25 protein-coding genes are annotated in these 26577 nt (G+C 66.4%); 15 read left to right on the plus strand and 10 right to left on the minus strand.

Annotated features, from left to right (window positions below; translation table 11 throughout):
- The first annotated feature begins 77 nt into the window (after nucleotides 1-77).
- From SLQ30_RS14475 to fadD1, 4 genes are read left to right on the plus strand one after another with little or no spacing between them, the layout of a single operon-like run.
- Nucleotides 78-1022 (plus strand): alpha/beta hydrolase, encoded by a 945-nt coding sequence (locus SLQ30_RS14475; protein ID WP_319450243.1) that lies wholly within the window; start codon nucleotides 78-80, stop codon nucleotides 1020-1022.
- Nucleotides 1019-2614, plus strand: coding sequence for an NAD(P)/FAD-dependent oxidoreductase (locus SLQ30_RS14480; RefSeq protein ID WP_319450242.1), 1596 nt, complete (start codon nucleotides 1019-1021; stop codon nucleotides 2612-2614). The genes SLQ30_RS14475 and SLQ30_RS14480 overlap by 4 nt, the downstream gene beginning before the upstream one ends.
- On the plus strand, nucleotides 2611-3309 hold the full coding sequence (locus SLQ30_RS14485) for an SDR family NAD(P)-dependent oxidoreductase (protein WP_319450241.1): 699 nt from the start codon (nucleotides 2611-2613) through the stop codon (nucleotides 3307-3309). The genes SLQ30_RS14480 and SLQ30_RS14485 overlap by 4 nt, the downstream gene beginning before the upstream one ends.
- An 18-nt stretch (nucleotides 3310-3327) precedes the next feature.
- Nucleotides 3328-4926, plus strand: a complete 1599-nt coding sequence (gene fadD1, locus SLQ30_RS14490; RefSeq protein ID WP_319450240.1) for a fatty-acid--CoA ligase FadD1 — start codon at nucleotides 3328-3330, stop codon at nucleotides 4924-4926.
- Here fadD1 and SLQ30_RS14495 read toward each other — a convergent pair.
- The 3 genes from SLQ30_RS14495 to SLQ30_RS14505 are packed head-to-tail and all read right to left on the minus strand — an operon-like array spanning nucleotide 4910 to nucleotide 8856.
- Nucleotides 4910-6058 (minus strand): cytochrome P450, encoded by a 1149-nt coding sequence (locus SLQ30_RS14495; RefSeq protein ID WP_319450239.1) that lies wholly within the window; start codon nucleotides 6056-6058, stop codon nucleotides 4910-4912. The genes fadD1 and SLQ30_RS14495 overlap by 17 nt on opposite strands.
- Nucleotides 6045-7454, minus strand: coding sequence for an AarF/ABC1/UbiB kinase family protein (locus SLQ30_RS14500; RefSeq protein WP_319450238.1), 1410 nt, complete (start codon nucleotides 7452-7454; stop codon nucleotides 6045-6047). Before SLQ30_RS14500 ends, SLQ30_RS14495 begins: the two co-directional genes overlap by 14 nt.
- Nucleotides 7441-8856: an AarF/ABC1/UbiB kinase family protein gene (locus SLQ30_RS14505; RefSeq protein ID WP_319450237.1), complete on the minus strand. Its 1416-nt coding sequence runs from the start codon at nucleotides 8854-8856 to the stop codon at nucleotides 7441-7443. Before SLQ30_RS14505 ends, SLQ30_RS14500 begins: the two co-directional genes overlap by 14 nt.
- Nucleotides 8857-8935: 79 nt before the next feature.
- On the opposite strand from SLQ30_RS14505, the gene SLQ30_RS14510 reads away from it, so the two are divergent.
- On the plus strand, nucleotides 8936-9538 hold the full coding sequence (locus SLQ30_RS14510) for a TetR/AcrR family transcriptional regulator (protein ID WP_413468052.1): 603 nt from the start codon (nucleotides 8936-8938) through the stop codon (nucleotides 9536-9538).
- Nucleotides 9539-9584: 46 nt separating this feature from the next.
- Here SLQ30_RS14510 and SLQ30_RS14515 read toward each other — a convergent pair whose 3' ends face one another.
- Nucleotides 9585-10595 (minus strand): magnesium transporter CorA family protein, encoded by a 1011-nt coding sequence (locus SLQ30_RS14515; protein WP_319450235.1) that lies wholly within the window; start codon nucleotides 10593-10595, stop codon nucleotides 9585-9587.
- Nucleotides 10596-10758: 163 nt separating this feature from the next.
- Here SLQ30_RS14515 and SLQ30_RS14520 point away from each other — a divergent pair, with 163 nt between their 5' ends.
- The 3 genes from SLQ30_RS14520 to SLQ30_RS14530 are packed head-to-tail and all read left to right on the plus strand — an operon-like array spanning nucleotide 10759 to nucleotide 13416.
- Complete coding sequence (locus tag SLQ30_RS14520; protein ID WP_319450234.1) at nucleotides 10759-11622, plus strand: ABC transporter permease; 864 nt, start codon at nucleotides 10759-10761, stop codon at nucleotides 11620-11622.
- A complete protein-coding gene (locus SLQ30_RS14525) occupies nucleotides 11619-12647 on the plus strand; it encodes a glycine betaine ABC transporter substrate-binding protein (RefSeq protein ID WP_319450233.1) in 1029 nt (342 codons plus the stop codon). Before SLQ30_RS14520 ends, SLQ30_RS14525 begins: the two co-directional genes overlap by 4 nt.
- Nucleotides 12631-13416 (plus strand): ABC transporter ATP-binding protein, encoded by a 786-nt coding sequence (locus SLQ30_RS14530; protein ID WP_319450232.1) that lies wholly within the window; start codon nucleotides 12631-12633, stop codon nucleotides 13414-13416. Before SLQ30_RS14525 ends, SLQ30_RS14530 begins: the two co-directional genes overlap by 17 nt.
- Before the next feature lie 91 nt (nucleotides 13417-13507).
- Here SLQ30_RS14530 and SLQ30_RS14535 read toward each other — a convergent pair whose 3' ends face one another.
- On the minus strand, nucleotides 13508-13618 hold the full coding sequence (locus SLQ30_RS14535; RefSeq protein WP_241402460.1) for a hypothetical protein: 111 nt from the start codon (nucleotides 13616-13618) through the stop codon (nucleotides 13508-13510).
- A 143-nt stretch (nucleotides 13619-13761) separates the two neighbouring features.
- On the opposite strand from SLQ30_RS14535, the gene SLQ30_RS14540 reads away from it, so the two are divergent.
- Genes SLQ30_RS14540 through SLQ30_RS14550 form a run of 3 tightly spaced genes read left to right on the plus strand, consistent with a single transcriptional unit; the run spans nucleotide 13762 to nucleotide 17021 of the window.
- On the plus strand, nucleotides 13762-14418 hold the full coding sequence (locus SLQ30_RS14540; RefSeq protein ID WP_319450231.1) for a TetR/AcrR family transcriptional regulator: 657 nt from the start codon (nucleotides 13762-13764) through the stop codon (nucleotides 14416-14418).
- A 44-nt stretch (nucleotides 14419-14462) separates the two neighbouring features.
- Nucleotides 14463-15203 carry a metallophosphoesterase family protein gene (locus SLQ30_RS14545; RefSeq protein WP_319450230.1) on the plus strand — a complete coding sequence of 247 codons (741 nt, stop codon included), beginning with the start codon at nucleotides 14463-14465 and terminating at the stop codon, nucleotides 15201-15203.
- Nucleotides 15204-15224: 21 nt separating this feature from the next.
- Nucleotides 15225-17021, plus strand: coding sequence for an acyl-CoA dehydrogenase (locus SLQ30_RS14550; RefSeq protein WP_319450229.1), 1797 nt, complete (start codon nucleotides 15225-15227; stop codon nucleotides 17019-17021).
- Here SLQ30_RS14550 and SLQ30_RS14555 read toward each other — a convergent pair.
- Nucleotides 17018-17908, minus strand: coding sequence for a mechanosensitive ion channel family protein (locus SLQ30_RS14555; RefSeq protein WP_319450228.1), 891 nt, complete (start codon nucleotides 17906-17908; stop codon nucleotides 17018-17020). The two genes, SLQ30_RS14550 and SLQ30_RS14555, sit on opposite strands and share 4 nt — an antisense overlap.
- A gap of 109 nt (nucleotides 17909-18017) precedes the next feature.
- On the opposite strand from SLQ30_RS14555, the gene SLQ30_RS14560 reads away from it, so the two are divergent.
- Nucleotides 18018-18875: an adenylate/guanylate cyclase domain-containing protein gene (locus SLQ30_RS14560; protein ID WP_319450227.1), complete on the plus strand. Its 858-nt coding sequence runs from the start codon at nucleotides 18018-18020 to the stop codon at nucleotides 18873-18875.
- Nucleotides 18876-18894: 19 nt separating this feature from the next.
- On the opposite strand, the gene SLQ30_RS14565 is transcribed toward SLQ30_RS14560, so the two are convergent.
- Nucleotides 18895-20256: an HNH endonuclease signature motif containing protein gene (locus SLQ30_RS14565; RefSeq protein WP_319458321.1), complete on the minus strand. Its 1362-nt coding sequence runs from the start codon at nucleotides 20254-20256 to the stop codon at nucleotides 18895-18897.
- 53 nt (nucleotides 20257-20309) lie between these two features.
- The gene (locus tag SLQ30_RS14570) at nucleotides 20310-20771 is read right to left on the minus strand and encodes a nuclear transport factor 2 family protein (RefSeq protein ID WP_319450225.1); all 462 of its coding nucleotides are present in this window, start codon (nucleotides 20769-20771) and stop codon (nucleotides 20310-20312) included.
- A gap of 61 nt (nucleotides 20772-20832) precedes the next feature.
- Between SLQ30_RS14570 and SLQ30_RS14575 the strand changes: the two genes are divergently transcribed.
- Both SLQ30_RS14575 and SLQ30_RS14580 read left to right on the plus strand, forming a co-directional pair.
- Nucleotides 20833-22068 carry a thiolase family protein gene (locus SLQ30_RS14575; RefSeq protein WP_319450224.1) on the plus strand — a complete coding sequence of 412 codons (1236 nt, stop codon included), beginning with the start codon at nucleotides 20833-20835 and terminating at the stop codon, nucleotides 22066-22068.
- 16 nt (nucleotides 22069-22084) lie between these two features.
- Complete coding sequence (locus SLQ30_RS14580) at nucleotides 22085-22885, plus strand: class II aldolase/adducin family protein (protein WP_319450223.1); 801 nt, start codon at nucleotides 22085-22087, stop codon at nucleotides 22883-22885.
- Here the strand turns inward: SLQ30_RS14580 and SLQ30_RS14585 are convergent.
- Nucleotides 22882-24810, minus strand: coding sequence for a heavy metal translocating P-type ATPase (locus tag SLQ30_RS14585; protein ID WP_319450222.1), 1929 nt, complete (start codon nucleotides 24808-24810; stop codon nucleotides 22882-22884). The two genes, SLQ30_RS14580 and SLQ30_RS14585, sit on opposite strands and share 4 nt — an antisense overlap.
- A 90-nt stretch (nucleotides 24811-24900) precedes the next feature.
- On the opposite strand from SLQ30_RS14585, the gene SLQ30_RS14590 reads away from it, so the two are divergent.
- Nucleotides 24901-25257, plus strand: a complete 357-nt coding sequence (locus SLQ30_RS14590) for a metalloregulator ArsR/SmtB family transcription factor (RefSeq protein WP_319450221.1) — start codon at nucleotides 24901-24903, stop codon at nucleotides 25255-25257.
- 36 nt (nucleotides 25258-25293) lie between these two features.
- On the opposite strand, the gene SLQ30_RS14595 is transcribed toward SLQ30_RS14590, so the two are convergent.
- Nucleotides 25294-26544: a hypothetical protein gene (locus SLQ30_RS14595; protein ID WP_319450220.1), complete on the minus strand. Its 1251-nt coding sequence runs from the start codon at nucleotides 26542-26544 to the stop codon at nucleotides 25294-25296.
- Nucleotides 26545-26577 lie beyond the last annotated feature (33 nt).

A 26577-nucleotide genomic window follows, 5' to 3' on the forward strand; every position in this document is an offset into this window, starting at 1 on the left:
TGAGCAGGATTCACCGATCGGGGATATCGCCGACATAGTTCTGATAGAAATAGTCCGCTTCGGAAGGAGGGCGGGCGATGGACGATGCGGTTTCGGCGATGCTGCAGACGCTCAACGACGGGTTCCCGCCGGTGGAGCGGATGTCGGCGGGCGACGCGCGTGCGGCGGTGGCCGCCAGGCGGCAGCCCGTGCGCAACCTCGACGACGTCGCGGCAACCCGCAACGCCCTCATCGACGGACCCGGCGGAGGGCTCGCGCTCCGGATCTACCAGCCACACCGACCTGACGGCGGCGCCGTCGTGTTCTGCCACGGCGGCGGATTCGTGCTGTGCGACATCGAAAGTCACGACGGCTTCTGCCGGGAGTTCGCCAAGGAGTGCTCGGCCGTCGTCGTCTCGGTCGGCTACCGGCTGGCGCCCGAACATCCGGCGCCAGCGGCCGCCGAGGATGCTTTCGCAGCGTTCCAATGGGTGGTCGAACACGCAGCCAACCTCGGCGTCGACCCGGAGCGAGTGGCCGTCGCCGGCGACAGCGCGGGTGGCAATCTCGCCGCCGTCACCGCCCTGATCTGCCGCAGCCGCGATGCACCCACGCCCGCGGCCCAGGTGCTGCTGTATCCCGTCATCGACCCATCCTTCGACACTGACAGTTACCGCACCCGCGCAGAAGGATTCTTCAATACCCGGGTGGCGATGCAGTGGTACTGGCGGCAGTACCTCGGCGGCGACGTGCTGCCCAAACCGTCGTGGTCGGTAGCACCGGCCCGCGCCGAGTCCCACGCGGGGCTGGCGCCCGCGGTCGTGGTGACGGCCGAATTGGACCCACTGCACAGTGAGGGCGTTGCGTATGCGGCCACGCTGAGGGCCGCTGGAGTTACCGTGGTGCACCGCGACTTTCCCGGACTGTTCCACGGATTCCTCACGATGATGCCGTTCGCCCCTGCGGTCGCGGCAAGGGCGCTGCTGTGGGGCGATGTCCGCGACCTCTTGGCGGTGTCCGCCGGTGCGGAGCCGGCGCGGTGAATTACGACGCGATCGTGATCGGTGCGGGGTTCGCCGGGCTGTACGCGGTACACCGACTGACAACGGCGGGCCTGTCGGTGCTTGGAGTCGAGGCCGCGAGCGGCGTCGGAGGCACCTGGTTCTGGAACCGCTACCCCGGCGCACGCTGCGACGTCGAAAGCGTGGACTACTCGTACTCCTTCGACGAGGAGTTGCAGGACGCGTGGACGTGGAGCGAGCGGTTCGCTGCCCAACCGGAGATTCTGGCTTACCTGGAGCACGTCGCCGACCGGTTTGAACTGCGCAGGCACTATCGGTTTGACACTAAAGTCGTTGGCGCGCAATTCGACTCGTCGCGGGGCGGCTGGAGCGTGCATACCGCAGCAAGTGGCGCGCACACGGGCCGTTTCCTGCTGTGCGCGACGGGGTGCCTTTCGGCGCTCAACCGCCCCGACATCGCAGGGGTGGACACCTTCGGTGGCGAGGTCCACTACACCGCTGATTGGCCGCGCGAGGAGCCGGACTTTCGCGGCAAGCGCGTCGGCGTCATCGGCACCGGATCGTCTGGCATCCAGGCGATTCCGCTCATCGCCGCGCAGGCCGAGGCGCTGGTGGTGTTCCAGCGCTCGCCAAACTACAGCGTCCCGATGCCCAACCGGCCGTGGAGCGCCGAAGACATCCAGCGGATTCGCACCGAGTATCCGGAGCGCAGGCACAAGTCCGCGTACGCCCCCGCCGGTACTCCGCACACCACCGACACCAGACCGGCCGCCGAGACCGATGAGCGCGAGCGGACCGAGGCCCTGTCGCAACGCTGGGCACAGGGCGGCGTGCTGTTTGGTAAGACCTTCCCGGATCAGCTGACCGATCAGGCCGCCAACGACATCGCCCGCGAGTTCGCCGAGGCCCGCATCCGCGACGTCGTCGACGATCCACGCGTCGCCGACGATCTGATCCCCACCGATCACCCGATCGGGACCAAGCGGATTTGCACCGACGTTGGCTACTACGAGACGTTCAACCGCGACAACACCCGGCTGGTCAACCTGCGCCGCGAGCCGATCGACGCGATCACCGTCGACGCCGTGCGCACCAGTGCGGCCACCTATCCTTGCGATGCACTGGTGTTCGCCACCGGGTTCGACGCGATGACCGGCGCGCTCACCCGTATCGACCCGGTCGGCCCGGCAGGCGACCGACTCACCGACATGTGGGCCAACGGACCCCTCACGTTTCTCGGTCTGATGGTGCCCCGACTGCCGAACCTGTTCAGCCTCAGCGGCCCTGGAAGCCCGTCGGTGCTGGCCAACATGGTGTTGCACGCCGAAGTTCAGGTCGACTGGGCCGTCGGGCTCATCGAGATGGCCACGGCCCGCGGCATCGACGAGGTCGAACCGCGTCGCGACGCAGCGCAGGCGTGGACCGACCACGTCGCCGACGTCTCGGAACGGACGCTGTTCCCCAAGGCACAGTCGTCGTGGTACTTGGGCGCCAACGTCGAAGGGAAGAAACGGGTATTCATGCCGTACGTGGGCGGGTTCGGCGTCTACCGGACGCACTGTGACGAGGTGGCCGAGCGTGGCTACGCAGGGTTGGTGTTCACGACGCGATGAAACCGGATCTGCTGAAGGACCTCGAGGGCAAGGTCGTCCTGATCACCGGCGCCGCTCGCGGGCAGGGCGCCGCGGAGGCCGAATTGCTGACAGCGCTCGGCGCCAGGGTGGTGGCCTGCGACGTGAGCGACGCCGACGGGAAGGGTCTCGTGCGCCTCGACGTCACCGATGCTGCCGCGTGGACGGCGGTGGTGTCCGACGTTGCCGCCACGCACGGCCGGATCGACGTGCTGGTGAACAACGCAGGCGTCTACCGCAAGGCGCCGCTCGGCGAATGGTCTGCCGACCAGATCCGAGACATGCTGGACGTGAACCTGGTGGGACCGATTCTCGGCATGCAGGCGGTGTCGACGGTGATGCCGTCGGGCGGAGCGATCGTGAACGTGGCCTCGATCGCTGCGCTGCGTGGGTTCGGGGGCGCGCTTCCGTACGCATCGTCGAAGTGGGGGCTGCGCGGTGCAAGCCGGTCGGCCGCACAAGAATTGGCGCCGTTGGGTATCCGAGTCAACTGCGTCTGCCCCGGCTCGGTCGACACGCCGATGATCGACGCGGCCGCGCTAGACCTCTCGCACCTGCCGATGCCACGCGTCGGCCGCCCGAGTGAGGTGGCGCAACTCGTCGCGTTCCTGGCCAGCGCGGCAAGCAGCTACTGCACTGGCGCCGAGTTCGTCGTCGACGGTGGCGCGACGGCATGAAAATCACGGAGCAACAGGATGTTTGAGACGGTTCAGGCGTTGCTGCGCAGCCGGGCCACCGACGACACCCCGGCCGTCCTATACGGAGACCGCACCTGGACCTGGCGCGAGCACCTGGCCGAGGCGGCGGCCGAGGCCGCCGCCTTGATCGGACTGGCCCACCCGGCCCGACCGCTGCACGTCGGTGCGCTGCTGGGCAACTCGCCCGCGATGCTCCGCGCCATGGCCGGGGCGGCATTGGGCGGCTATGTCTTGTGCGGGTTGAACACCACGCGCCGCGGGGACGGCCTGCTTTCCGATATCCGCCGGTCCGATTGCCAACTGCTGCTTGTCGATCCGGAGCATCAGCCCCTGCTGGCAGGGCTCGACCTTACGGACGTCGTCGTGATCGACGTGGCATCACCGCTGTATTGTGATCTCGCTGCAAGCGCCCCGGCGCTGGTCCCGCACCGCGAAGTCGGTCCGCACGATCCCTTCATGATGATCTTCACCTCCGGCACCAGCGGCAACCCAAAGGCCGTGCCGTTCGCCCATGGAATGTCGGTGATGTGCGGGGGCAGCCTGATCGCGCAACTTGACATCACGGCCGACGACGTCTGCTACCTGGCGATGCCGCTGTTCCACTCCAACGGTGTCGCGGCAGGCTGGTCGGTGGCGACCGGTAGCGGCGCGGCGATGGCGCCGGCGAAGTTCACGGCGTCTGGCTTCCTGTCTGACATCAGGCGGTACGGCGCGACGTACATGAACTACGTCGGCAAGCCGCTGGCACTGGTGCTGGCCACGCCGGAGCGACCCGACGACGCCGACAACACGCTGCGGGCCGCGTTCGGCAATGAGGCCACCGACCGCGACATCGAGGTATTCACACGGCGATTCGGCTGTCGCGTGCTCGACGGGTTCGGCTCCAGCGAGTTTGCGGTGATCATCTACCGCGAGGACGGCACGCCGCCCGGATCGATCGGGAAGGGCTACCCAGGGGTGGCGATCTACCATCCAGATTCCGTAACCGAGTGTGAGACTGCGGTGTTCGACGAGAGCGGGGCGCTGGCGAACTTCGACGACGCGGTCGGTGAACTTGTGAACACCGAAGGCTCTGGCCCGTTCGCCGGGTACTACAACGATCCGACCGCCACGGCCGAGCGGGTACGGCACGGCATGTACTGGTCGGGCGACCTGGCCTACCGGGACGCCGAAGGGTGGATCTACTTGGCCGGCCGCACCGCGGACTGGATGCGCGTCGACGGCGAGAACCAGGCCGCCGCACCGATCGAACGGATTCTGCAGCGGCTGGCCCCGGTCACCCAGGTCGCGGTGTATGCGGTGCCCGACGAGCGCGTCGGCGACCAGATCATGGCCGCCTTCGTGCTCGGCGACGGGCTGACGCTGGCGCCGAACGACCTAGCGGAATTCCTTGCTGCGCAACCCGACCTGTCGTCGAAGGCCTGGCCGCGATTCGTGCGGATCAATCGCACGTTGCCGCAGACCGCCACCAACAAGATCCTCAAGCGTGAGCTGATCAGGGAAGGCGTGACGGCGAGCGATGGGGTGCTGTGGCAGCGCCCCGACCGCACCAACAGCTACGTCCCGATGGTGCCCGCGGCTAGCCAAAGCGAATAGGCACCGTCAACGGTCCGCGAATGGCAGGGGTGTCCCGCCACGTCGGTTGACCGCACAGCACGGGCCGACGGGCCAGCACGTGCCGCAACGCGATGCCGATTTCGAGCCGGGCCAGTGCGGCCCCGAGGCAGTAGTGCGCGCCGTAGCCGAATGTCAGCGGGGCTGCGCAGGTGCGTTCTGGGCGAAATTCCGCGGGGCGATCGAAGACGGCCGGGTCACGGTTGGCTGCCGCGATGACCACAAGCGCAGGCGCACCGGCGGGAATCGTGACGCCGTCGAATACGTGGTCGCGCGTGGCGGTCCGTCCGATGGCCTGAACCGGACCGTCGAGGCGGAGCAGTTCGGTGATCAGTCCGCCGTCGGCGGTCGCGACATCGTAGGAGCCGGGTCCGAAGAGCCGGATCACCGCCGCGCCCAACAGATTTGCGGTGGTTTCATGGCCGGCGACCGCGATGATGACGGCAGTGACGACGACGTCGTCGAGTTCGAGGTCAGGGTCAGCGGAGATGAAACTGAGCAGGTCGTCGCCAGGATGTCTGCGTCGGTCGGCCGCCAGCGGCAGCAGTTCGGTCATCAGCGTGGCCAGGGCTGCCATGCCAGCGTCGACCGCCGCAGGGTCGCCAGGGTCGCCGAGCAGTCTGCTGATCGCCGGAGATTCCTCGCGCAGCAGTCGCGCCGACTCCACGCTCAGTCCCAACCAGGACGCCGCCACCGCGATGGGCAGCGGCAACGCGACTTCCGCCATGAAGTCGAACGTCACACCTGCCGGAATGACGTCGACGGTCTCTGCGGCGATCGCCTCGATGCCCTCCTCCAGCCCGGCGACGAAGGTGCGGGTGAAGACGTCGCGCACGGAGCCGCGCAGCCGGTGGTGGTCCGCGCCGTCAGCAGTCAACATGTTGCGGCGTAACAGGTCCGGATCTAGTTGCGGCCCCCTCGAATTGGCAGGCGGGACGCTGGTCCAGCCCGCGCCGCCGAGGATCGCCCGCGCGGGCTGATAGCCGAGTACCAGCCACGCTCCGGCCGCGTCGTCCCAGACCACGTCGCCGTCGCGGCGCCGACGCTCGTAGTAGGGGTAAGGATCTGCCGCACTCCACGGCAGCCTGGGGAGCGCGGTTTCAGGGATGGTCATGGTGGTCCAATGCTCCGGGGAGTCCGCGCTCGCGCACCCAGGCGTGGTGCAGCTTGCCCAACTCGGTGATGGGTTCGGCGACGCCGTCCATGTCGTCCATGATCGCTCGGACCGGCACGGTCGCTTGCAAGCCGGCCGCCACGCTGGCGGACGCCAGCATGATTCGAGACGTGAACGCATACGTCGCAGGCACCGAGATCTTGGTTACTGGATGACTGCCGTCGCGAACGTCGAAGAACCCACGGATGATGCGCGCGGCGGCTTCGGAGCCATAGGTGACCGGTTGAGGCATGGTGGATTCGCGGCCCATATCTGAAACCCATTGTTCCAGTTCGTCGTCCGTGAGCGATGAGTCTTCAGCGAGGAACCCCATCTGTTCCAGCAGGTCGCGGTAGTCGTCGGTGCGTCCCTCCATGGCGGCGCGCAGAAAGCGGACCCACCGCGCGCGCTGCCGCTCGGGAAAGATCTGCACGCAGCCGAAATCGAGGAACCCGACGCTGCCATCGGCGCCAAAGCGATAGTTGCCTGGATGAGGATCGGCATGCACTAGGTTCGCGTGCCGGTAGTTGCCATTCATGAACCGCGACATCACCTCGGCCCAGGTGTCCTTCAAGTCTTGGTCGGCCTGTTGCGCTGCCGCCCAATCCATCCCGTCGAGATGGGACATCGTCAGGACCCGGTCACTGGATACCTCGGGCACCACCTCTGGGATGCGGATGAATGGGTGACCGCGGTAGAGCTCGCGGAACGCGGTGATCATGGCGGCTTCGTGGCGGTAGTCGATCTCCTCGGCGATCCTTGCCGAGGCTTCCTGGGCGAGCGCACGGACGTCGACCTTCATTCCGGAGGCCGCCATGACGAAGCGCAGGAATGTCGCTACCAGCTCCGAGTTGGCGAGGTCGTCCCGGATCGCCTGCGCCACTCCCGGATACTGAACCTTGACGACGACTGCGCGACCGTCTCGTAGCGTTGCCGTATGCACCTGACCGACCGAGGCAGCCGCAAGTGGGTCGTCACTGAACTCGGCGAAGTGCTCGACGGCAGCGCCGATTTCGTCATTGAGCACTTCGCGGACCAGTGCCGGATGCATCGGTGGCGCGTCAGCTTGCAACCGGGTCATGGCTCTTTGATACGGCGAGAAGCCACCGGTGCCCAGCGCGCTGGTGTCAATCATCGAGAAGATCTGGCCCGCTTTCATCAACACGCCCTTGGAGTGGCCGAGCAGGTCGGCGTACCGCTCGGCGGTGCGTTCGTGGAACTCCTCGACCGCGCCGTCCCGGCCGGTCTTCTCCCGCAGCCCGGCGACGAGCCGGCCCCCGGCAGCGCGTGCGGTGAAGCCAGCCAGCGGCATCGTGCGCCGAATCCTGCCGTGGGGCACGGGGTCACGGGTGGTCATGATGATCCAATGCCCCGGGCAGGCCGCGTTCACGGACCCACGCGTGGTGGAGCTTGCCCAGTTCGGTGGTCGGTTCGGCCACGCCGTCCATGTCGTCGGCGATCGAGCGGGCGGCCAGTGTCGCGTGCAGGGCCCCACAGACACTGCTCAGCGCGGTTTGAACGCGTGGGGCGAAGGCCAGGTCGCCCGGTGCAGCCATACGGGTCAACGGGTTGCTCGAGTCGTGCAGCCCGAAGACGAAGTGTGCGGTGCGCGAGGGGCTCTCGGGTGAGTAGGTGGCAGGCTGCGGTGCAACCACGATCTCGTAGAAGACCTGCGCCCAGTACGCCTGAAGTTCAGCCGCCGTCAGCGAAGAGTCGGTGGTGATGAAGCCCGCTTCGACCATGGCGACTCGCAAGTCGGCACTGCGGCGCTCGATCGCGTTGCGGACGATGGCGATCGAGACCTGGCGCATCCGTTCGGGCAGCACCGTCACGCAACCAAAGTCGACGAAGCCCACCGTTCCGTCGGGGTGAAAGCGATAGTTGCCGGGATGCGGATCGGCGTGCATCAGGTTGGCGTGGCGGTAGTTGGCGTTACTGAAGCGGGTGATGACCTCGGCCCAGGTGTTCTTCAGGTCCTGGTCGGCCTGTTGGGCTGCCGTCCAATCCATTCCGTCCAGATAGGTCATGGTTAGCACGCGGTCGGCGGACACTTCGGGCACCAGTTCCGGAACTCGGATGAAGGGGTGGCCCGAGTAGAGCTCGTGGAACGTCGAGATGGTGGCAGCCTCGCGCCGATAGTCGACTTCATCGGAGATACGCGACGTCAATTCCTGCGCCAGCGTGCGTGCGTCGAACACCATCCCCGACGCCGACATCACAAACCGCAGAAATGTCGCCACGAGTTCGGTGTTGGCCAGGTCATCACGGATCGCCTGTCCGACCCCGGGGTACTGGATCTTGACCACGACCTGACGACCGTCGCGCAGTACGGCCCGATGGACCTGACCGATGGAGGCAGCAGCCATCGGCTTGTCGTCGAATTCGGCGAATTGTTCAACCGCAGCACCGAGTTCGGCGTGCAAGACCTCGTGAACCAACGCCGGGGCCATCGGCGGGGCGTCGGCCTGCAGCCGGATTAGGGCCTTCTGATACGGCGCAAACCCGCCCGTCCCCAGCCCGCGGGCATCGATCATCGAGAGCAACTGCCCGATCTTCATCAGGGCGCCCTTGGAATGGCCAAGGAGATCGGTGTAGCGCTCGGCGGTGCGTTCATGGAACCGCTCGACCGCGCCGTCATTGCCGGTTTTCTCCCGCAGCCCAGCGACGAGCCGGCCCCCGGCAGCGCGTGCGGTGAAGCCAGCCAGCGGCATCGTCCGCCGGATTCGTCCGTGGGCCACGGGCTTGTCCTGGTACGGCATCGAATTACCTCCATGCGGCCAGCTGAGTAGTAAAGTGGAGTCATACGTAGCGTAAGTGATCACTTTGGAGAGGTCAATGATTGCACCGGCACCGACGCGTGATCGGCTGGTCACCGAGGCAATGCGGCTGTTCAGCACAAAGGGTTTCGAGGCCACCAGCGTCTCCCAGATCGAAGCGGCCGCGGGTCTGGCGGCGGGCTCGGGTGCCCTATACCGCCACTTCAAGTCGAAGGACGCGCTGCTGGCGGCGGGCATCGACCGCCAACTGGACCGCCGCCGCGCCATGCACGACATCCGCGCATTGTTCGCCGGACTCGGCGACCTTCACGCCGAGCTCACCGTCCTTGGCCGCTACTTGCTGACCGTCGTCGACGAGGAACTCGAGCTTCTGCAGATCGCGGCCCGCACCCCGGCAGGCCGCTCGCCGCGCCTCGACACCGCCTACGCCGCACTGATCGACGGACTCAATGCCGAACTCGCAGAATGGATCACCGCCTGGGCGCCCACCTTGGCAAAGGAGGACTGCAGCGTGCTCGCAGCGCTCGGGCTCAACAGCATCCTCGGGGCCCGCTTCGCGACCAGCCTGTTCCACGAAGCCGAGCCGCGCATCCCCGACGACCGTTATCTGGCCGAGTGGACGGCGCTGCTCGCCGGACGCATAGCAGCGCTTCGCCAGCGCTGAAGCATTGCGGCGCTGAAGCATTACGAGCGCTAGAGCATTACGAGCGCTAGAGCCAGTCCCGCCGTTTGAAGCTCACGTAGAGGATCGCGACCAGCAGCACGATCATCGCAGAGCTGACGATGAAGCCCGCGACGGTGTTGATGCCCGGATATGTGACGTTCTGGCCGTAGAAGCCGGTGATGGCCGTCGGCACGGCGATGATCGCCGCCCAGCCGGTCAGCTTCTTCATCACGGTGTTCAGCCGGGCGTCCTGCAGCGACAGGTTGGTCTCGAAAACCGTTGTGACCATGTCGCGCAACGACTCCGTCCACTCCGACGCCCGGAGTACGTGGTCGTACAGATCGTCGTAGAGCGGGTCTAGTTCCGGTGAGATCTTGGAGTCCAGCCGACGGCTCTTGATCGCCGTGACCACTTCTCGCATGGGCAACACCACCCTGCGCAGTTCGACGAGGTCCTTGCGATAGCGGAAGGTGCGCCGCTGCAGCCCGCGTCTCGGCCCGCCGTCGGCGAACAGCTCGTCCTCGAGTGATTCGATCTCGTCGTCGAGTACCTGAACGGCTTCGAAGTGCCCGTCCACGACGACGTCGAGCAGCCCGTGTACCAAAGAACCGACGCCGTACTGCTGGCCGCCCAGCTCGTCGAACCGCTGCGAGACTTCGTCCATTGCGAAGCCGGGGTCATCGCCCGCCAGCGGGGGCAGGCGCACCGTGATCAGTCCCCGCGGCAAGACGAACGCCGAGATGCGGTGCTTCACCAGAGTCGACGTGGTGTCGTCGTCTGCTGCCGGCGTCACCGTCTGAATGGCGTAGACCGTGAAGAAGGTATGCGTGCGGTAGACCGTGGCCTTGGTGCGTTCCTTCGGTGCGGTCGCATCCTCGACCGCCCAGACGTTGAGCCCGAGTTCCTCGGCGAGTGCTGTCAGCGCATCGTGGTCAGGGTCGTAGATGTCGGCCCACACCAGGGTGTCGTCGGACTCGAGACAGTCCGAGATGGCCGAGAACGTGAAGCCGTCGATGGGCTTTCCGGCCCGCCACATCCGTCCGCGCACCTCGGTCATCGGACCATCATCCCGCAGTCGACTAAAACTCAGGTTGAGCACAGGACTTCTCCAGCTGGCCGCGACCGCGTAGCAATGACCCGGTGCACACCACACCTGCGGACTCCTGCTGTCGCTGACACGGTCCCCGTCAGTCCCCCGGTAGAAGAAAGTCGCAGGCAAAGTGTCCGTCTTCGTCGATATCGTGCCCGGCGAGTCGCAGGTCGACTCGCCGGTTGACCGTGCGCCGCGCAACAAGTGGCGCAGCCGACTGGTCAAGGCGGCCCTGCCGCTGTTGTCAGTCGTCGTCTTCCTGATCGTGTGGCAGCTCGCCGCCGCCGCAGGCATCTGGAACCCAACGTTCGTGCCATATCCGGCCACGGTGTGGCGGGCGTTCATCGATGTCTCGACGACCCATGACGGAGTGCGGGGTTACGCCGGCTATCTGTTGTGGGAACACCTCTACATGACGTTGCGCCGCGTGTTCGTCGGCGTCGTGATCGGCGTAGTGCTCGGCGTCGGTCTCGGGCTCGTCATGGGCTCCGTCGGCTGGGTGCGCAGCGTGCTCGAGCCGTGGCTGACGTTCCTGCGCGCGCTTCCGCCGCTGGCGTACTTCTTCCTGCTCATCATCTGGCTCGGCATCGACGAGGCCCCCAAGATCACGCTGCTTGCGCTGGCTGCCTTGCCTCCCGCGGCGGTGGCCACGACGGCTGCCGTGGTCGCCGCGCCCGTCGGATTGACCGAGGCGGCGCGCGCGCTTGGTGCAACGCGGCTGCAGGTGATCCGCGACGTCGTCGTGCCGTCCGCACTACCGGAGACGTTCACCGGCATCCGCCTGGCCGTCGGCATGGCGTACTCGTCGGTGGTCGCCGCCGAGTTGTTCAACGGCATCCCCGGAATCGGCGGATTGGTCAAGGACGCAAGCAATTACAACAATACCCCCGTGGTGCTGGTCGGCATCTTTGCGATCGGGTTCTCGGGCTTGGTGATCGACGGTCTACTGCGCTCCGTTGAGCGGCGTGCAGTCCCTTGGAGAGGAAAGATATGAAGTTCAAGGCACTGCTGGCGGCAACCGCCGTCACCACCCTGGCGCTGGCGGGCTGCTCGGTGGACCACTCTGGGCAGGACGCGAGCAAGCCCACTATTCGCATTGGCTACCAGACGTTTCCGAGCGGTGATCTCATCGTGAAGAACAACAAGTGGCTGGAACAAGCCCTGCCGGACTACAACATCAAGTGGACGAAGTTCGACTCCGGCGCCGACGTCAACACCGCGTTCATCGCCAAGGAACTCGACTTCGGTGCGCTGGGCTCCAGCCCCGTGGCACGTGGACTGTCCGCGCCGCTGAACATTCCCTACAAGGTGGCGTTCGTGCTCGACGTGGCCGGCGACAACGAGGCGCTGGTGGTTCGCCACGCCAGTGGCATCAACACCATTGCCGAACTGAAGGGCAAGCGTATCGGGACGCCCTTCGCGTCCACCGCGCACTACAGCCTGCTCGCCGCACTGGCGCAGAATGGGTTGTCCGCCACTGACGTTCAGCTGGTGGACCTGCAGCCGCAGGCGATCCTGGCGGCGTGGGACCGCGGCGACATCGACGCCGCCTACACGTGGTTGCCAACGCTGGACGACCTGCGCAAGACCGGCAAGGATCTGATCACCAGCCGCCAGCTCGCCAAGGACGGCAAGCCCACGCTGGACTTGTCCGCGGTAGCCGACGACTTCGCCCAGGCGCATCCCGACGTCGTCAACACCTGGCGCCAGCAAGAGGCCCGCGCGCTGACCACCATCAAGGACGATCCCGATGCGGCCGCCAAGGCCATTGCAGCCGAGATCGGGCTGTCTCCGGAAGTCGTTGCAGGACAGCTAAAGCAGGGTGTCTACCTCACCCCGCAGGAAGTCGCCTCGCCCGAATGGCTCGGTTCGGACGGCGCGCCAGGCAACATCGCGGTGAACCTGCAGAGTGCGTCGCAGTTCCTTGCGGATCAGAAGCAGATTCCGACCGCCGCTCCGCTGAAGACGTTCCAGGACGCCATCTACACCAAGGGTCTGCCCGATGCCCTCAAGCAGTGATAGCGAAGGTGCGGCGCCCGGGGAGTTGCGGATTCAGAACGTCGCGCACCGCTACGGCGACGTAACCGCCCTTGGCCCAGTGGATCTCGACGTCGAGCCGGGCGCCTTCCTGGTGCTGGTCGGGGCGTCCGGGTGCGGCAAGAGCACGCTGCTGCGGCTCATCGCCGGCTTCGAGTCGCCGAGTGCGGGCGAGGTCCAGGTTTCCGGCCAGGCACCCACGCCCGGCGTGACCGCAGGCGTCGTCTTCCAGCAGCCGAGGTTGTTCCCGTGGCGGTCCGTCGGCGGCAACGTCGAATTGGCGCTGAAGTACGCGAAGGTGCCGCGGGAGCGCCGCGGGGAACGACGCGATCAGCTGCTGCAACGCGTCGGGCTGGAAGGCACCGCCGACCGCAAGATCTGGGAGATCAGCGGCGGGCAGCAGCAGCGCGTCGCGATCGCCCGCGCCTTGGCCGCCGAGACGCCGCTATTTCTGCTCGACGAGCCGTTCGCCGCGCTCGACGCGTTGACGCGGGAGCGGCTTCAGGAGGACGTGCGGCAGGTCAGCGCGGAGTCCGGCCGGACGACGGTGTTCGTCACGCACAGCGCGGACGAAGCGGCGTTCCTTGGTTCGCGAATCGTCGTGCTGACCCGTCGGCCCGGTCAGGTGGCATTGGATCTGCCTGTCGACTTGCCGCGCACGGGGGTCGACCCCGACGAGCTCAGGCGCTCTCCGGAGTACACCCGGTTGCGCGCGGAGGTAGGGCGAGCCGTGAAGGCCGCAGCAGCTTGATGAGATAGTTCGGTGACTGGGCGCTAACCGATAGGGCTAGCGCCCTTTTGCTTGAGCCTGGCGCTTGAGCCCAGCGCTTGAGCCTGGCGTTTTAGACCGGCGGGTACGCGGGGGGTGGATAGACGCCGCGCAGACCCCAGGGCAGCCACTGGAAGAAGTATTCGATCTCGTCGCTCGCGTCGTAATCCGGGTTCGGATCCATCGTGCCTCCTGCGTAACGAGTGTTGAACCGGAGTCTAGCCCCAGAAGCTGGGGGGTGGGCAACGGCTACGGACGATTGCCTAAACTGGCCAACCAGTTGATTGGTACCCGGGCTCCGGCCCGGCCTGCATATAGTGAGTCGCCATGTCGGAAGCACCTGCAAACGGGTTGACCCGTCGGGAAGAGCTGCTGGCCGTCGCCACCAAGCTGTTCGCCGCGCGGGGCTATCACGGCACCCGGATGGACGACGTGGCCGACGCCGTTGGGCTCAACAAGGCCACGGTCTACCACTACTACGCGAGCAAGTCGCTGATTCTGTTCGACATCTGCAAGAGCGCCGCCGACTTCACCGTCGACGCGCTGCACGACGACCCGACGGCGTCCGCGCGCGAGATGATCTATCACTTCACGCGCCGCCTGCTCGTCGGGATCGCCAGCGACATCGAGCGCGGGGCGGTGTACTTCCAGGAAGCCCCCTACATCACCGAATGGTTCACCGAGGAGCAGGTCGCCTACATCCGCAAGGCCGAGACGTCGGTGTACGAGCACGTGCGCGACGTCATCGACCGCGGTATCGCTAGCGGAGAGTTCTACGACTGCGACTCGCACGTGCTGGCGCTCGGATACATCGGGATGACGCTCGGCTCCTACCGTTGGCTGCGCCCGCAGGGCCGCCGCACCGCGCAGGAGATCGCCGTCGAGTTCAGCACCGCACTCCTGCGCGGGCTGATCCGCGACGAGGCCGTGCGCGCGGACGAGCCGCTGGGCCTGGACCCGCGAGACATCGCCACATCGAAATAGGCCAAAACCGGCGATGTGGGCATCGGGTGGGTATGGGTAAGGACATGGATCCCGACCCCACGCGCCTGATGCTCGCCGGCGATTGGCACGGCAACCTGACGTGGGTCGAACGAGTCATTCGATACGCCGCCAGCCGTGACGTCGACACCATCCTTCAGCTCGGCGACTTCGGATACTGGGTCGACGATCCGAGGACCGCGATCTACTTGTCGACGATCGATGCGATGCTCGCGGATGCGGGCATCCGGCTGTTCTGGATCGACGGAAACCACGAGGACCACACGCGCGTCGCGGAATGGGCCGACGCGACGCGCTACCCGGGCGTCAGATACCTCGCCAGAGGCTTCCGGTGGGAGTGGTGGGGCAAGACCTGGATGAGCGTCGGTGGCGCGATGAGCGTCGACAAGCGCTATCGCGCCGAGGGCCTGAGTTGGTGGCCGCAGGAGGAACTGACCGACGCCAACGTCGAGTACGCCCAGCGGGCCGGCGCCGTCGACGTCATCGTCAGCCACGACTGCCCGCGCGGAGTGGACATCCCCGGCGTCGGACCCGACACCAAGGGCGGCGTCCGCGGCGACTGGCCGCCCGACATCCTGGCCGAAGCCCAGCTCCATCGCGACAAGCTCACCACGATCTGCCGTGCGACGACGCCGGACTGGCTCTTCCACGGGCACTACCACATCCCGTACGCCTCGAACCTCGACGCGACGTCGGTCATCGGCCTCGGCGACGACCACGCACTGATGGAAGACCACACCCTGATGCTGGACCGCAAGGATCTGTAAACCGTTCCCAGGAGGAGCCGAATGAAGTCCACCCTGCTGTCGCGTCGCGATCTCGACTTCCTGCTGTACGAATGGCTGGGCGTGGAGGCGCTGACCAAGCGGGCGCGGTTCGCCGACCATTCGCGGGACACCTTCGACGGGGTGCTGGACCTCTGCGAGGAACTGGCGACGCGATACTTCGCCCCGCACAACAAGCTCAGCGACGCCAACGAGCCGACGTTCGACGGAACCCGCGTCACCGTCATCCCCGAGGTTGGGGAAGCGTTGGAGGCGTTCGCGAAGGCCGACCTGATCGGCATGAGCGCGGATGAACCGCTTGGCGGCGCGCAGTTGCCGATGTGCGTGGCGCAGGCCGGGTTTGCGTGGATGTCGGCGGCCAACGTCAGCACGTCGGGTTACGTCATGCTGACGATCGGCAACGCGAACCTGGTCGCCAAGTTCGGCACCGACGAGCAGATCGAAACCTACGTCAAGCCGATGTTGGCGGGCCGCTTCACCGGGACCATGGCGCTGTCGGAGACGCAGGCCGGCTCGTCGCTCGCCGACATCACGACGCGTGCCGAACCCCAGGAGGACGGGACCTACCGACTGTTCGGCGCGAAGATGTGGATCTCGGGCGCGGAACACGAGATGTCCGACAACATCGTGAATCTGGTGTTGGCCAAGATTCCCGGCGGGCCCGCGGGCACCAAGGGCATTTCATTGTTCATCGTGCCGAAGTTCCTCGTCGACGGCGACGGTGCCATCGGCGAGCGCAATGACGTGGCCTTGGCCGGGCTGAATCACAAGATGGGCCAACGCGGTATCACCAACACGGTGCTCAACTTCGGAGACGGCACCTTCGCGCCCGGCGGGGCGGCCGGCGCGGTGGGCTACCTGGTGGGCGAGCCACACCGCGGCCTGGCCTACATGTTCACGATGATGAACGAGGCGCGCCTCGGCGTCGGGATGGCCGCAGTGTCGTTGGGCTACACCGGCTATCTCAAATCCCTGCAGTATGCGCGCGAACGTCCTCAGGGCCGCCCGGTGACCGCGAAGGATCCTTCGGCGTCGCAGATTCCCATCGTCGAACACGCCGACGTCAAGCGAATGTTGTTGGCGCAGAAGTCCTATGTCGAGGGCGGCTTGGCGCTGGCGCTGTACTGCGCCAGGTTGATCGATCTTCAACACACCGCCGAGTCGGATTCCGAGCGCGACGAAACCACGCTGTTGCTGGACATCCTGACGCCGGTCGCCAAGAGTTGGCCCTCGCAGTGGTGTGTGGAGGCCAACAGCCTGGCCATCCAGGTGCACGGTGGATACGGCTACACCCGGGAGTACGACGTCGAGCAGCACTACCGCGACAACCGGCTCAACCCCATCCACGAGGGCACGCACGGCATTCAGAGCCTCGACCTGTTGGGCCGCAAGGTGACTCAGCGCGGCGGCGCCAGCTTGGTTGAGCTCGGTAAGCACGTCACGGGCGCCGTCGAACGAGCCACGGCCTCCGGTGGCGACGCCGCCGCGCTGGCGGCGCAGTTGGCAGCCAGTTGGCAGCGTCTGGTCGGTGTCACGGCGGCGATGTTCGGCGCCGGCGACGCGGAGGCCGCGATGGCGAACAGCGTGATCTACCTCGAGGCGTTCGGGCACATCGTGCTCGCGTGGATGTGGCTCGAGCAGGTCGTCGCCGCCGAAGGGCACTCCGGAGACTTCTACGACGGGAAGCGTCAAGCGGCGCAGTACTTCTTCCGCTACGAGCTACCCAGGACCGCACCGCAACTGGACTTATTGGAGAGCCTGGATCGCACCACGCTCGACATGCGCGACGCCTGGTTCTAGAGCGTGCTTACGCCCTGAGCGGGGACACCAACCCCGCGCAATCCCGAGACGACGAGAGCGCGTAGTTCGCGTCCGACTTCGAACTGCTTGCCAGGCAGCGTACGGGCCACCATTCGGACATTCACGGAGTCGACGCCGATGCTGTCGATACCCATCACCTGGGGCTCGTCGAGCAGGAGGTTCGGCAGCCCGTCCTTTTGCGTGGCATCCCTCGCGACCTGCCGGAGCACCTCGTTGACCTCGTTGAGGTCGGCCGACTTGGGCACCGGGATGTCGACGACGGCCCGGGCCCAGTCCTTCGACAGGTTCAATGCCTTCATGATCTGGCCGTTCGGAACCGTGAACATCTCACCGTCGGCGGTGCGCAGCTTGGTGACGCGCAGTGTCACGTCCTCCACCGTGCCCCGGGCAGTGCCGGCGCTGTTGACGCTCAGTTCGACGAGATCGCCGAAGCCGTACTGCTTTTCGGTGATCAGGAAGAACCCGCTCAATAGATCCTGGACGATGCGTTGGGCACCGAACCCCAGCGCTGCACCCAGTACTGCCGCGGGTGCGACCAGAGAGCCGACCGGCAGGCCAAGTTGGTCGAACACGTCGACCGTCACCATCGTGTAGAGCACCGCGATGACGACCGAGGAGATGACCGATGCGAGCGCCTGGCGGTGCTTGACGCTCTCCGAGCGCACGACGGAGTCGGGATCGTCAGTCGCGGCGAGCCTTTTGCTGATCCGGGAGGCCGCCGACCGGATGATCCGTGTGGCCACCACTGCGAAGACGATCAGCAGAAGTATGTGGAAGCCCTTGGTAAGTAACCAGTGCCCGATTTCGCCGTGCCAAAAGTCGTTCCAGCGATTCTCGGACGCGATGAGTTCAGGAAGATTCGGCATCCATGCGAGCGTGCCCGAGCGTCCGCTTGATCAAACCCCAAGCGTCGACGGGCGAACGCCCAGCCGACACGGCGCGGGTTCAGCGGACCCAGCCGACGATAATCGGCTAGTGACCGTCGCGCTCCTGATCGTCGTCCTGCTGGAGACCGCCGGCCTGATCGCGCTCGGTGTCGTCTTGATCGTGTCGCGGCGGGCGCTTGCGTCGACCCGCCGCGCGCTCAAACGGCAGCGGAGCGGCGCCGACAACGGGCGACGCAGATCCAAGCCGCTGGCGGTGGGGCCAGCGGCGGTCAAGGCGGTGGTGAACACCGTGCAGACCGCCGACGCGATCCTCCGCAAGGGCATCGGCGGATCGGTGCGCACGTCGATCGAGGACCTCGCCGGATGGGCCCGGGTCGAGCGGCCCAACCTCGGGAAGATCACCGCCGGGGACAGAGTCGTCCTGGTGTTCTCCGACATCGAAGGATCGACCGAACGCAACGAGAGATTGGGCGACCAGAGTTGGGTGAAGGTACTCGAACGGCACAACCAGCTGATCGAGAAACGCGTCGCAGACCATCGGGGCTACGTGGTGAAGAACCAAGGCGACGGCTTCATGATCGCGTTCGCCGAGCCCGTCGATGCGATCCGGTGTTGCATCGCGGTGCAACGGGCGCTGCTAAAGGCCACCGAGATGGAGGCCACCGAGTTGCAGGGGACCGACCGATGGGACGGCATCAAGGTCCGCATGGGTGCGCACGTCGGTACGTCGGTGCGACGCGGTGACGATCTGTTCGGCCTCGACGTCGCCATGGCCGCTCGGATCGCCGACCTCGCGGCGGGTGGGCAGATCCTCGTCAGCGAAGCGATGCGAGCGTCAGTCGGGGCAATCGACGACATCGAGTTCGGCGCGCCACGCGAGGTGGACTTGAAGGGCATACGCGGTGGGCAGAACGTCTACTCGGTGGATGTCCCGTCCCTCGTGTGAAGAACCCGGAGCCGAGCGTCTATGCGGCGTCGGGTTTTGGTCGTCGTCGTTTGGGTCGGCGGTGGTAGCGGTTGGTTTGGGGTTGTCGGGTGGGATCAACGGATTTCGGTGGGTACCACAGTGTTTGGCCGAGGGACTCTTCGTCGTAGCGGCGGCGGGCTTGCCACTGTTCCTCGGTGGGTCCGGCGCACAGGTTGGCGTCTTGGCAGGCCAGGGCGAGTCTGTCGATGTCGGTGGTGCCCTCGGGGTCCCATTCGATGAGGTGATGGACCTCGGAGTGGTAGCCGGGTTGGTCGCAGCCCGGGGCGGTGCACCCGCCGTCGATGGCGTGCAGCACGATGCGTTGATCGGCGGAGGCCAGCCGTTTGGTGCGGCCCAGATACATTGGCCGCCCAGACTTCTGGTCGTAGATGTAGAGGTAGTGATGCGCGTGGGCGGCCATTCGGATCGCCACTTCGATCGGGACGGTGGATCCGCCGCCGGTCAGCGCGAGCCCGGAGGCGGACTCCAAGTCCTGCAAGCTCATCGTGACGATGGCAGTCACGGGCAGTCCGCGGTGTTGACCCAACTGTCCGGAGGCCAGCAGGGCGCGCAGCATCGCGGTGACGGCGTCGTGTTGACGTTGGGCCGTGGTGCGGGTGTCACCGGCGGCGGCAACCGGGTCGGGTTCCCCGTCGACCGCCGGTAGCGGGTCGGCGGCATTGCACATGCCGGGGCGGGCCAGTTTGGCCAGCAGGATTTCTAGGTAGGAGCGGGTTTCGGGGTCGATGCAGAACCGGCCGCGGCTCATTCCGTCGGCGTCTTGTGGGCCGAGCACGAATTCGCGACGGGCTTTGCGGGTGCGAGCCCGGGTGTCGGGGTCGTCGCGGGTGGCGTCGTATTCGGCCAGTAGCAGTGCGGCGTCGCGGCGTAGCACTTCGGGGCGCTCGGCGACCGCGACCCCGGTCAGTTCCAGATCGAAGCGTGCCCGCTCGGATTCGGTCGCAGTGTCGGGGAGTTTGGCGAGGGTGTCGCGGATGATGCGGATGTGCTCGGACCCGATGAGTCCGTGGCGGGCGGCCGCGGCGGTCTCGGGCAACACCGGCGCCTCCGCCGCCAGGTCGGCGGCGGTCGCGATCCGGGCTCCGGCCTCGTAGCCCGACAGGTGCAGCAGGTTGGCCAGCCGGTCACGCAGCCGGCGGCTACGGCGGGGATGGGCGCCGCGCAACGCGTTGATCGCGTCGAATCCGATGAGTTGCTGACGACGTGCGGCGGCTTCCAGAGTGGCCAGTACCGAGTCGGTGACCTCGGCGGGCAACTCCGCGAACGGCAACTCAGCAAGCTCGGCGACTGCTGAGCGCAGCCGGGACTCCCGCGCTGCCACCTCCTGCAGATCCACCACCGCCAGCCCTCCGATCGAATGTCTGTTCGATTATAAGACCCGGGTCCGACATGTCACTCCAGCGGAAAATCCAGCAGGTGTTCGTCCACCGGACGCGGCCCGAAGATGCGGCGGTCCGCTTCATCGATGCGTAGATCGTTGATCGAGGCCTCGCGGCGGCTCATCAGACCGTTGGGGTCGAACTCCCACAGTTCGTTGCCATAGCTGCGCCACCATTGGCCGCCGTCGTCGTGGCACTCGTATTGGAAGCGCACCGCAATGCGGTTGGCGTCGAACGCCCAGAGCCCCTTCCGCAGCGCGTATTCGTGTTCGCGTGCCCACTTGGCGGTGAGGAATTCGATGATGGCGGCCCGACCGGTGACGAACGTGTCGCGATTGCGCCAGACGCTGTCGGGGGTATAGGCCAGCGCGACCCTTCCGGGATCGCGTGTGTTCCAAGCGTCCTCTGCGCCTTGAACTTTCTGCAAGGCGGTCGACGTGTCGAACGGGGGAAGGGGCGGCCGGGCCTCAGTCATGTATTGACGATATGCGGCCGAACACTGGTGTGGATGAACAAATACCGCCATCGTTGACCCCATGACTGATGCATTCATCCTTGGCGGCGTACGCACTCCATTCGCACGGTATGGCAGCACGTTGTCGCACATCCGCACCGACGACCTACTCGGCATGACGATGAAGGGCGCCTGCGAACGCGTCGGCCTCGAGCTAGACCAGATCGAGGACATCGTCGCCGGCTGTGTGAACCCGGCCCACGAAGGCATGGGCGACGTCGGCCGGTGGGCCGCGCTGGCCGCCGGGTTTCCCGACAGCGTCGCGGGGGCGACGATCAACCGGTTCTGCGGCTCGTCGCTGAGCGCCACGATCAACATCAGTCACGCGATCAAGGCCGGCGACCTCGGCGTCGGGATCGCCTGCGGCGTGGAGTCGATGTCGCGTTCCGGGTGGGCCCTGATGAAGGGCGACGCGCCGTTCAGTCCACGGGGGCCGGTGTTCATGCTCGACACCATGTGGGCAGGAGCGGGCGGTCCGCCGAACCCGAAGTTGTTGGCGCGCAACGCCTATATCGGGATGATCGAAACGGCCCAGAACGTCGCGGACCGGTACGGCCTGACGCGCGAGGAGATCGACGCGTTCGCGCTGCGTTCGCAGCAACACGCCAAGGCGGCCCGTGACTCGGGCCGGCTGGCCAAGGAGATCATGCCGGTGACGATCGCGGCCACCAGGAAGACCCCGGAAACGGTCTTCGAGCACGACGAGTTCATCCGCGACGACACCACCGCCGAATCGCTGGCCAAGCTGCCCGCACAACCGGGCACCACCCAGATGACCGCCGCCAACTCCACCCCCTTGACCGACGGAGCCAGCGCCATCGTGCTCGCATCGGGGGAGCGGGCCGCGGAACTCGGCGTCGAACCCCTCGCGCGGGTGTTGTCCTCGGCGGTCTACGGCATCGACCCGCTCTTCATGGGATTGGCGCCGGCGTGGGCGATCCCGCTGGCGATCCGGCGCGCCGGACTGAGCCCGGAGCAGATCGACGTCTGGGAGGTCCACGAAGCATTCAGCGCGCAAGCGCTCGGGGTGTTGCGTGAATTGCCGAACCAGTTGGACGGATTCGTCGTCCCCGACGACAAGCTGACTCCCAACGGCGGCGCGGTCGCCATCGGGCACCCGTTCGGTGCGACGGGAACCCGCTACGTCCTGACGCTGGCGACCGAACTGCGTGAACGCAACGTCCGCTACGGAGTCATCGGCGTGTGCATCGGATCCGGCCAAGGTGTGGCCGTCGTACTAGAGAATCCCAACGCGTAGTGGGAGCCTAAAAGGCATGAGCACTACTGACATCGAACAAGCGGCCAAACTCGTGAGTGGCGACGCTGCTGCGGTGCTGCCGCAGGGCGAGCGGACGATCGAAGAAGAACGGCTCCACCGAAAGCAGAACCTCGCGGCCGCGTTCCGATTGTTCAGTCGCTTCGGCTTCGACGAGGGCGTGGCGGGGCACATCACTGCTCGCGATCCGGAGTTGACCGACCACTTTTGGGTCAACCCGTTCGGCATGCACTTCGGGCACATCCGCGTCAGCGATCTGTTGCTCGTCCGCCATGACGGCACAATCGTCGAGGGCGACCGTCCGCTGAACCAGGCCGCATTCGCGATCCACTCCCAGGTGCACGCCGCCCGCCCCGACGTGATCGGTGCCGCCCACTCCCACTCGGTGTATGGCAAGACTTGGTCGACGCTCGGTCGGCTACTCGACCCGATCACCCAGGACGCGTGCGCCTTCTATGACGACCATGCGTTGTTCGACCAGTACTCGGGTGTCGTGCTCGACCTCGAGGAGGGCAAGCGCATCGCGCACACCCTCGGCGACCGAAAGGCCGCGATCCTGCGCAACCACGGATTGCTGACCGTCGGACATTCCGTGGAGGAAGCCGCGTGGTGGTTCATCACCATGGAGCGGTCGTGTCACGCGCAGCTGATGGCCGAGGCCGTCGGCAAGCCAGTGCTGATCGACCCCGACATGGCCAAGCTCACCTCTGGCCAGGTGGGCACGCACTTCGCGGGCTGGTTCAGCTTCCAGCCGTTGTTCGACCGGATCACTCGGGAGCAGCCCGACCTGTTCGACTAGATTCGCCACGCCTTGCTTCGGAGTAGCCGGAGTCCATTGAGCGCGACGATGATCGTGGAGCCTTCGTGCCCCGCGACGCCGAGCGGGAGTGGCAGGTGGCCGACGAGGTCCCAGGTGACGAGCACGGCGATGAACGTCGCAGCGATCGCGAGATTGGCCACGACGACGCGGCGGGCGTGGCGGGAGAGTGCGATGACGGCCGGGATGGTCGAGATATCGTCCCTGACGATGACGGCGTCGGCGGTGTCCAGCGCCAGGTCCGCGCCTGCCCGACCCATGGCGATTCCGGTGTGTGCGGCGGCGAGCGCGGGTGCGTCGTTGACGCCGTCGCCGACGAACAGGACGTTGGCTCCCGCGGCTTCGAGTTCACGTACGGCGGTCACCTTGTGCGCAGGCATTAGGCCGGCCCGGACGTCCGCGATCCCAAGAACCGCGCCGAGATGTGTTGCGGCGCAGGCATTGTCGCCGGTGAGCAGCACTGGAACGACGCCGGTCAACTCCGTCAGGCGGCGGATCGCGTGGGCGGCGTCGTTCCGCACCCGGTCCCGGAGTCCCAGTGCGGCTGCCGGTCGACCGTCGACGGTGACCACCACGACCGTGCACCCCGCGGCTTCGAGCTCGGCGACATGTTCGCAGGCTTCGGCCCGGGTTGGGTTGCCGACCTGAACCTGGCGGCCTGCGACCACGGCGTGAACACCCCGGCCCGGCAACGAGCCGAATTGCTCGGCGGGGGGCAGTTCGATGCCGCGGTGCTGGGCAGCGGCAACGATGGCCCGGCCCAGCGGGTGTTCGCTGGATCGCTCTGCACTGGCGGCCAACTGGAGCACGCTGCGTTCGTCCATGTTGGAGCCAGGCAACGCGTGCGCATCGGTCAACACAGGCCGCCCCTCGGTCAAGGTGCCGGTCTTGTCGAATGCGACGACCGTGGTGTCGCCGAGTCGCTCCATGACGACCGCGGACTTGATGAGTACGCCGTGACGACCGGCGTTCGAAATGGCGGAGAGCAGCGGTGGCATGGTGGCCAGCACGACCGCGCAGGGCGACGCGACGATCATGAAGGTCATGGCCCGGAGCAACGTCGGTTCCAGGGCGGCTCCGAAGAGCAGTGGACCACTGAACAGTGTGAGGGTCGCTGCGACCACTCCGACCGAATAGCGCTGCTCGACCTTCTCGATGAACAGTTGGGTCTTGGCTTTCGTCGCCGATGCCTCGGCCACCATCGCGACGATTCGCGCGATTACCGTCCGCGACGGCTCGCTGGTGACGCGTATGCGCAGTGCGCCGGTGCCGTTGAGGGTGCCCGCATAGACCTGATCGCCAGGCAATTTGGCTACGGGCAACGGTTCGCCGGTGATGGTGGCCTGATCGACATCGCTTGTGCCATGGACGATTTCGCCGTCGGCGCCGATGCGCTCACCAGGCCGAATCAGGAGCTCGTCGCCGATGGCGAGGTCGGCGGCGTTCACCTGCCGCTCACCGTCGTCGTGAGTCAGCAGGGTGGCTTGAGCCGGTGCCAGGTCGAGTAGCCCTCGCACGGAGTCCTCAGTGCGCCGGGTCGCGACGGCCTCCAAGGCGCCGGACGTGGCGAAGATGACGATCAGTAGCGCGCCGTCGAAGATCTGACCGATCGAAGCGGCGCCGATTGCCGCCACGACCATCAACAGGTCGACGTCGAGCGTCCTCCGGCGAAGCGCTTGCAGGCCGGCCCACGCCGGTTCCCATCCACCGGTCACGTAGCACACCAGATACAGTGCCCACCAAAGCCATTCGGGTGCACCAGTGAACTGCGCTGCGACCCCCGCGAGGAACAGGGCGGTGGCGGCGCCGGCCCACCACACTTCGGGCACCGCCAGGAATCCGGTCCGGCGTTGTCCGCCACGGCGCGAAATGGGTCCGGCATCGGTGGCTGTCACGGCGGTAGTCATCGAGCCCTCGGGGCCGAGGTGTCGGGGTTACGCCCCAACGTTGCGATATATGTAGACGTCTTCATATATGCCACAAGCTACCATTTACGGATGGGCCACGGCGTTGAGGGCAGGGACACCCCCGCCGCGGTGCTCGATGCCGAAGGCGCGGCCAATGTCGCCGAGACACTCCAGGCGCTCGCATCTCCGCGCCGGTTGATGTTGCTTACCCGTTTGCGCCAGAGTCCGTGCTCGGTCAACGACCTCGCAGAGGCCATCGGGATGCAGCAGTCGGCGGTCTCACACCAACTTCGCCTGCTGCGTGCACTCGGGCTGGTTACCGGCACCCGCACTGGACGCAGCGTCGTGTACAGCCTCTACGACCGCCACGTCGCCCAGCTTCTCGATGAGGCCGTCTACCACATCGAGCATTTGCGACTCGGAACTCGCGACACGACTGCAGTTTGAGCTGAGTTCGTCAGTTACCTTGCAGGTCTGAGGAATTCACCGTAGTGCGGTCAGCAGGTCGTTGAGCGCCTGCTGCTCGGTGGCAGGGTCGGGAGTGCTGGCGCGCAACGCCTTGAGCACGGTGTCGATCCGCCCATCGATGGCGGTCCAGGTGGTGCCGTCCATCGGCTGCAGCGTCGCCTGATCGTCGTCCCATGCGGTTTCGAGGTCCTTGATCCGTGCCGTTGCGCCGGCCTGGTCGCCGGCCTGAACCTTGCTGAGTGTGTCCGCGGTGATGGTGCGGTAGTTCGCCACGTCGGCGGCCGGGAAGTGCGCGGCAACTTGGCCCTGGGCCACCGGTATGACCACCGCGGGACCACTTTCGGCCTCTGCCGATGGGCTGGCGTGCGGCTGCGTGTTGGCCCATCCGAGCAGGGCGCCGGTGGCGACCACGATGGCGGCGAAGTACCCGAGCATCACTCGTTCGCGGCTCGGAGTCGTCGAAACCTCCTGGGGCGCCTCAGTTTGCGGTGTGTCGAGGACGTCGGCCCGGGTGATCGTGAGATAGATGACCGTGGCCAGAATCGCGGCAAGGAAGATCACGCTGGTGACGGCCACTCCCAGCCCAAGGCCGTGCTCGGCCTTCGGGAGCCCCAGCCAGTCGCCGAGGTTCGCGCCCAGTGGGCGGGTCAGGATGTAGGCCAGCCAGAAGGACAGCACGGCGTTGGCGCCCAACCGCCAGCCGACGACGATCGCTGCGATCAGGCCTGCGGGTAGCAGGACCGCCATGCCTGGACCCCAGCCGGTGAGCTCCAGAGTCCAGTCCCCGACCGCGGTGCCGAGGGCGAAGGTGACCAGAATTGCAAGCCAGTAGAACAACTCTCGCGGCGTGGTGACGATGCTGTGGATCGAGAGGGTGCGTTCGCGGGCGTACCAGACGCCGAACACGACGGCGAGCACCGCCGCGAACACGCCCGTGCTCACTGCCAGTGGCACGCCAATCTGGTCGGTGAGGATGTCGGTGTAGAGCGTGCCGGTCACGCTGAGCACGACGACCGTCAGCCAGTACGGGAACGGCTGGTAGCGATGCAGGCTCAACTGCCAGCCCAACGCCACGGCGAGCACGACGGTGAAGATGACCGCGGTGGGGACGAGCCCGACCCCCAAAGTCATGTTGATCCAGTCGGCGAAGCTCTCGCCGACCGTGGTGCACAGGATCTTGATGATCCAGAACCACACCGTGATCTCGGGAACCTTGCTCAGCATCGTCCGCGGGGACTTGACCGCCACACTCGTCAGCTCGCTCATAACGCCGGAAGGTATCGGCGCCCCGCTGAGGGC

Source organism: Mycobacterium sp. RTGN4 (genome assembly GCF_033804635.1).
Taxonomy (GTDB): Bacteria; Actinomycetota; Actinomycetes; order Mycobacteriales; family Mycobacteriaceae; genus Mycobacterium.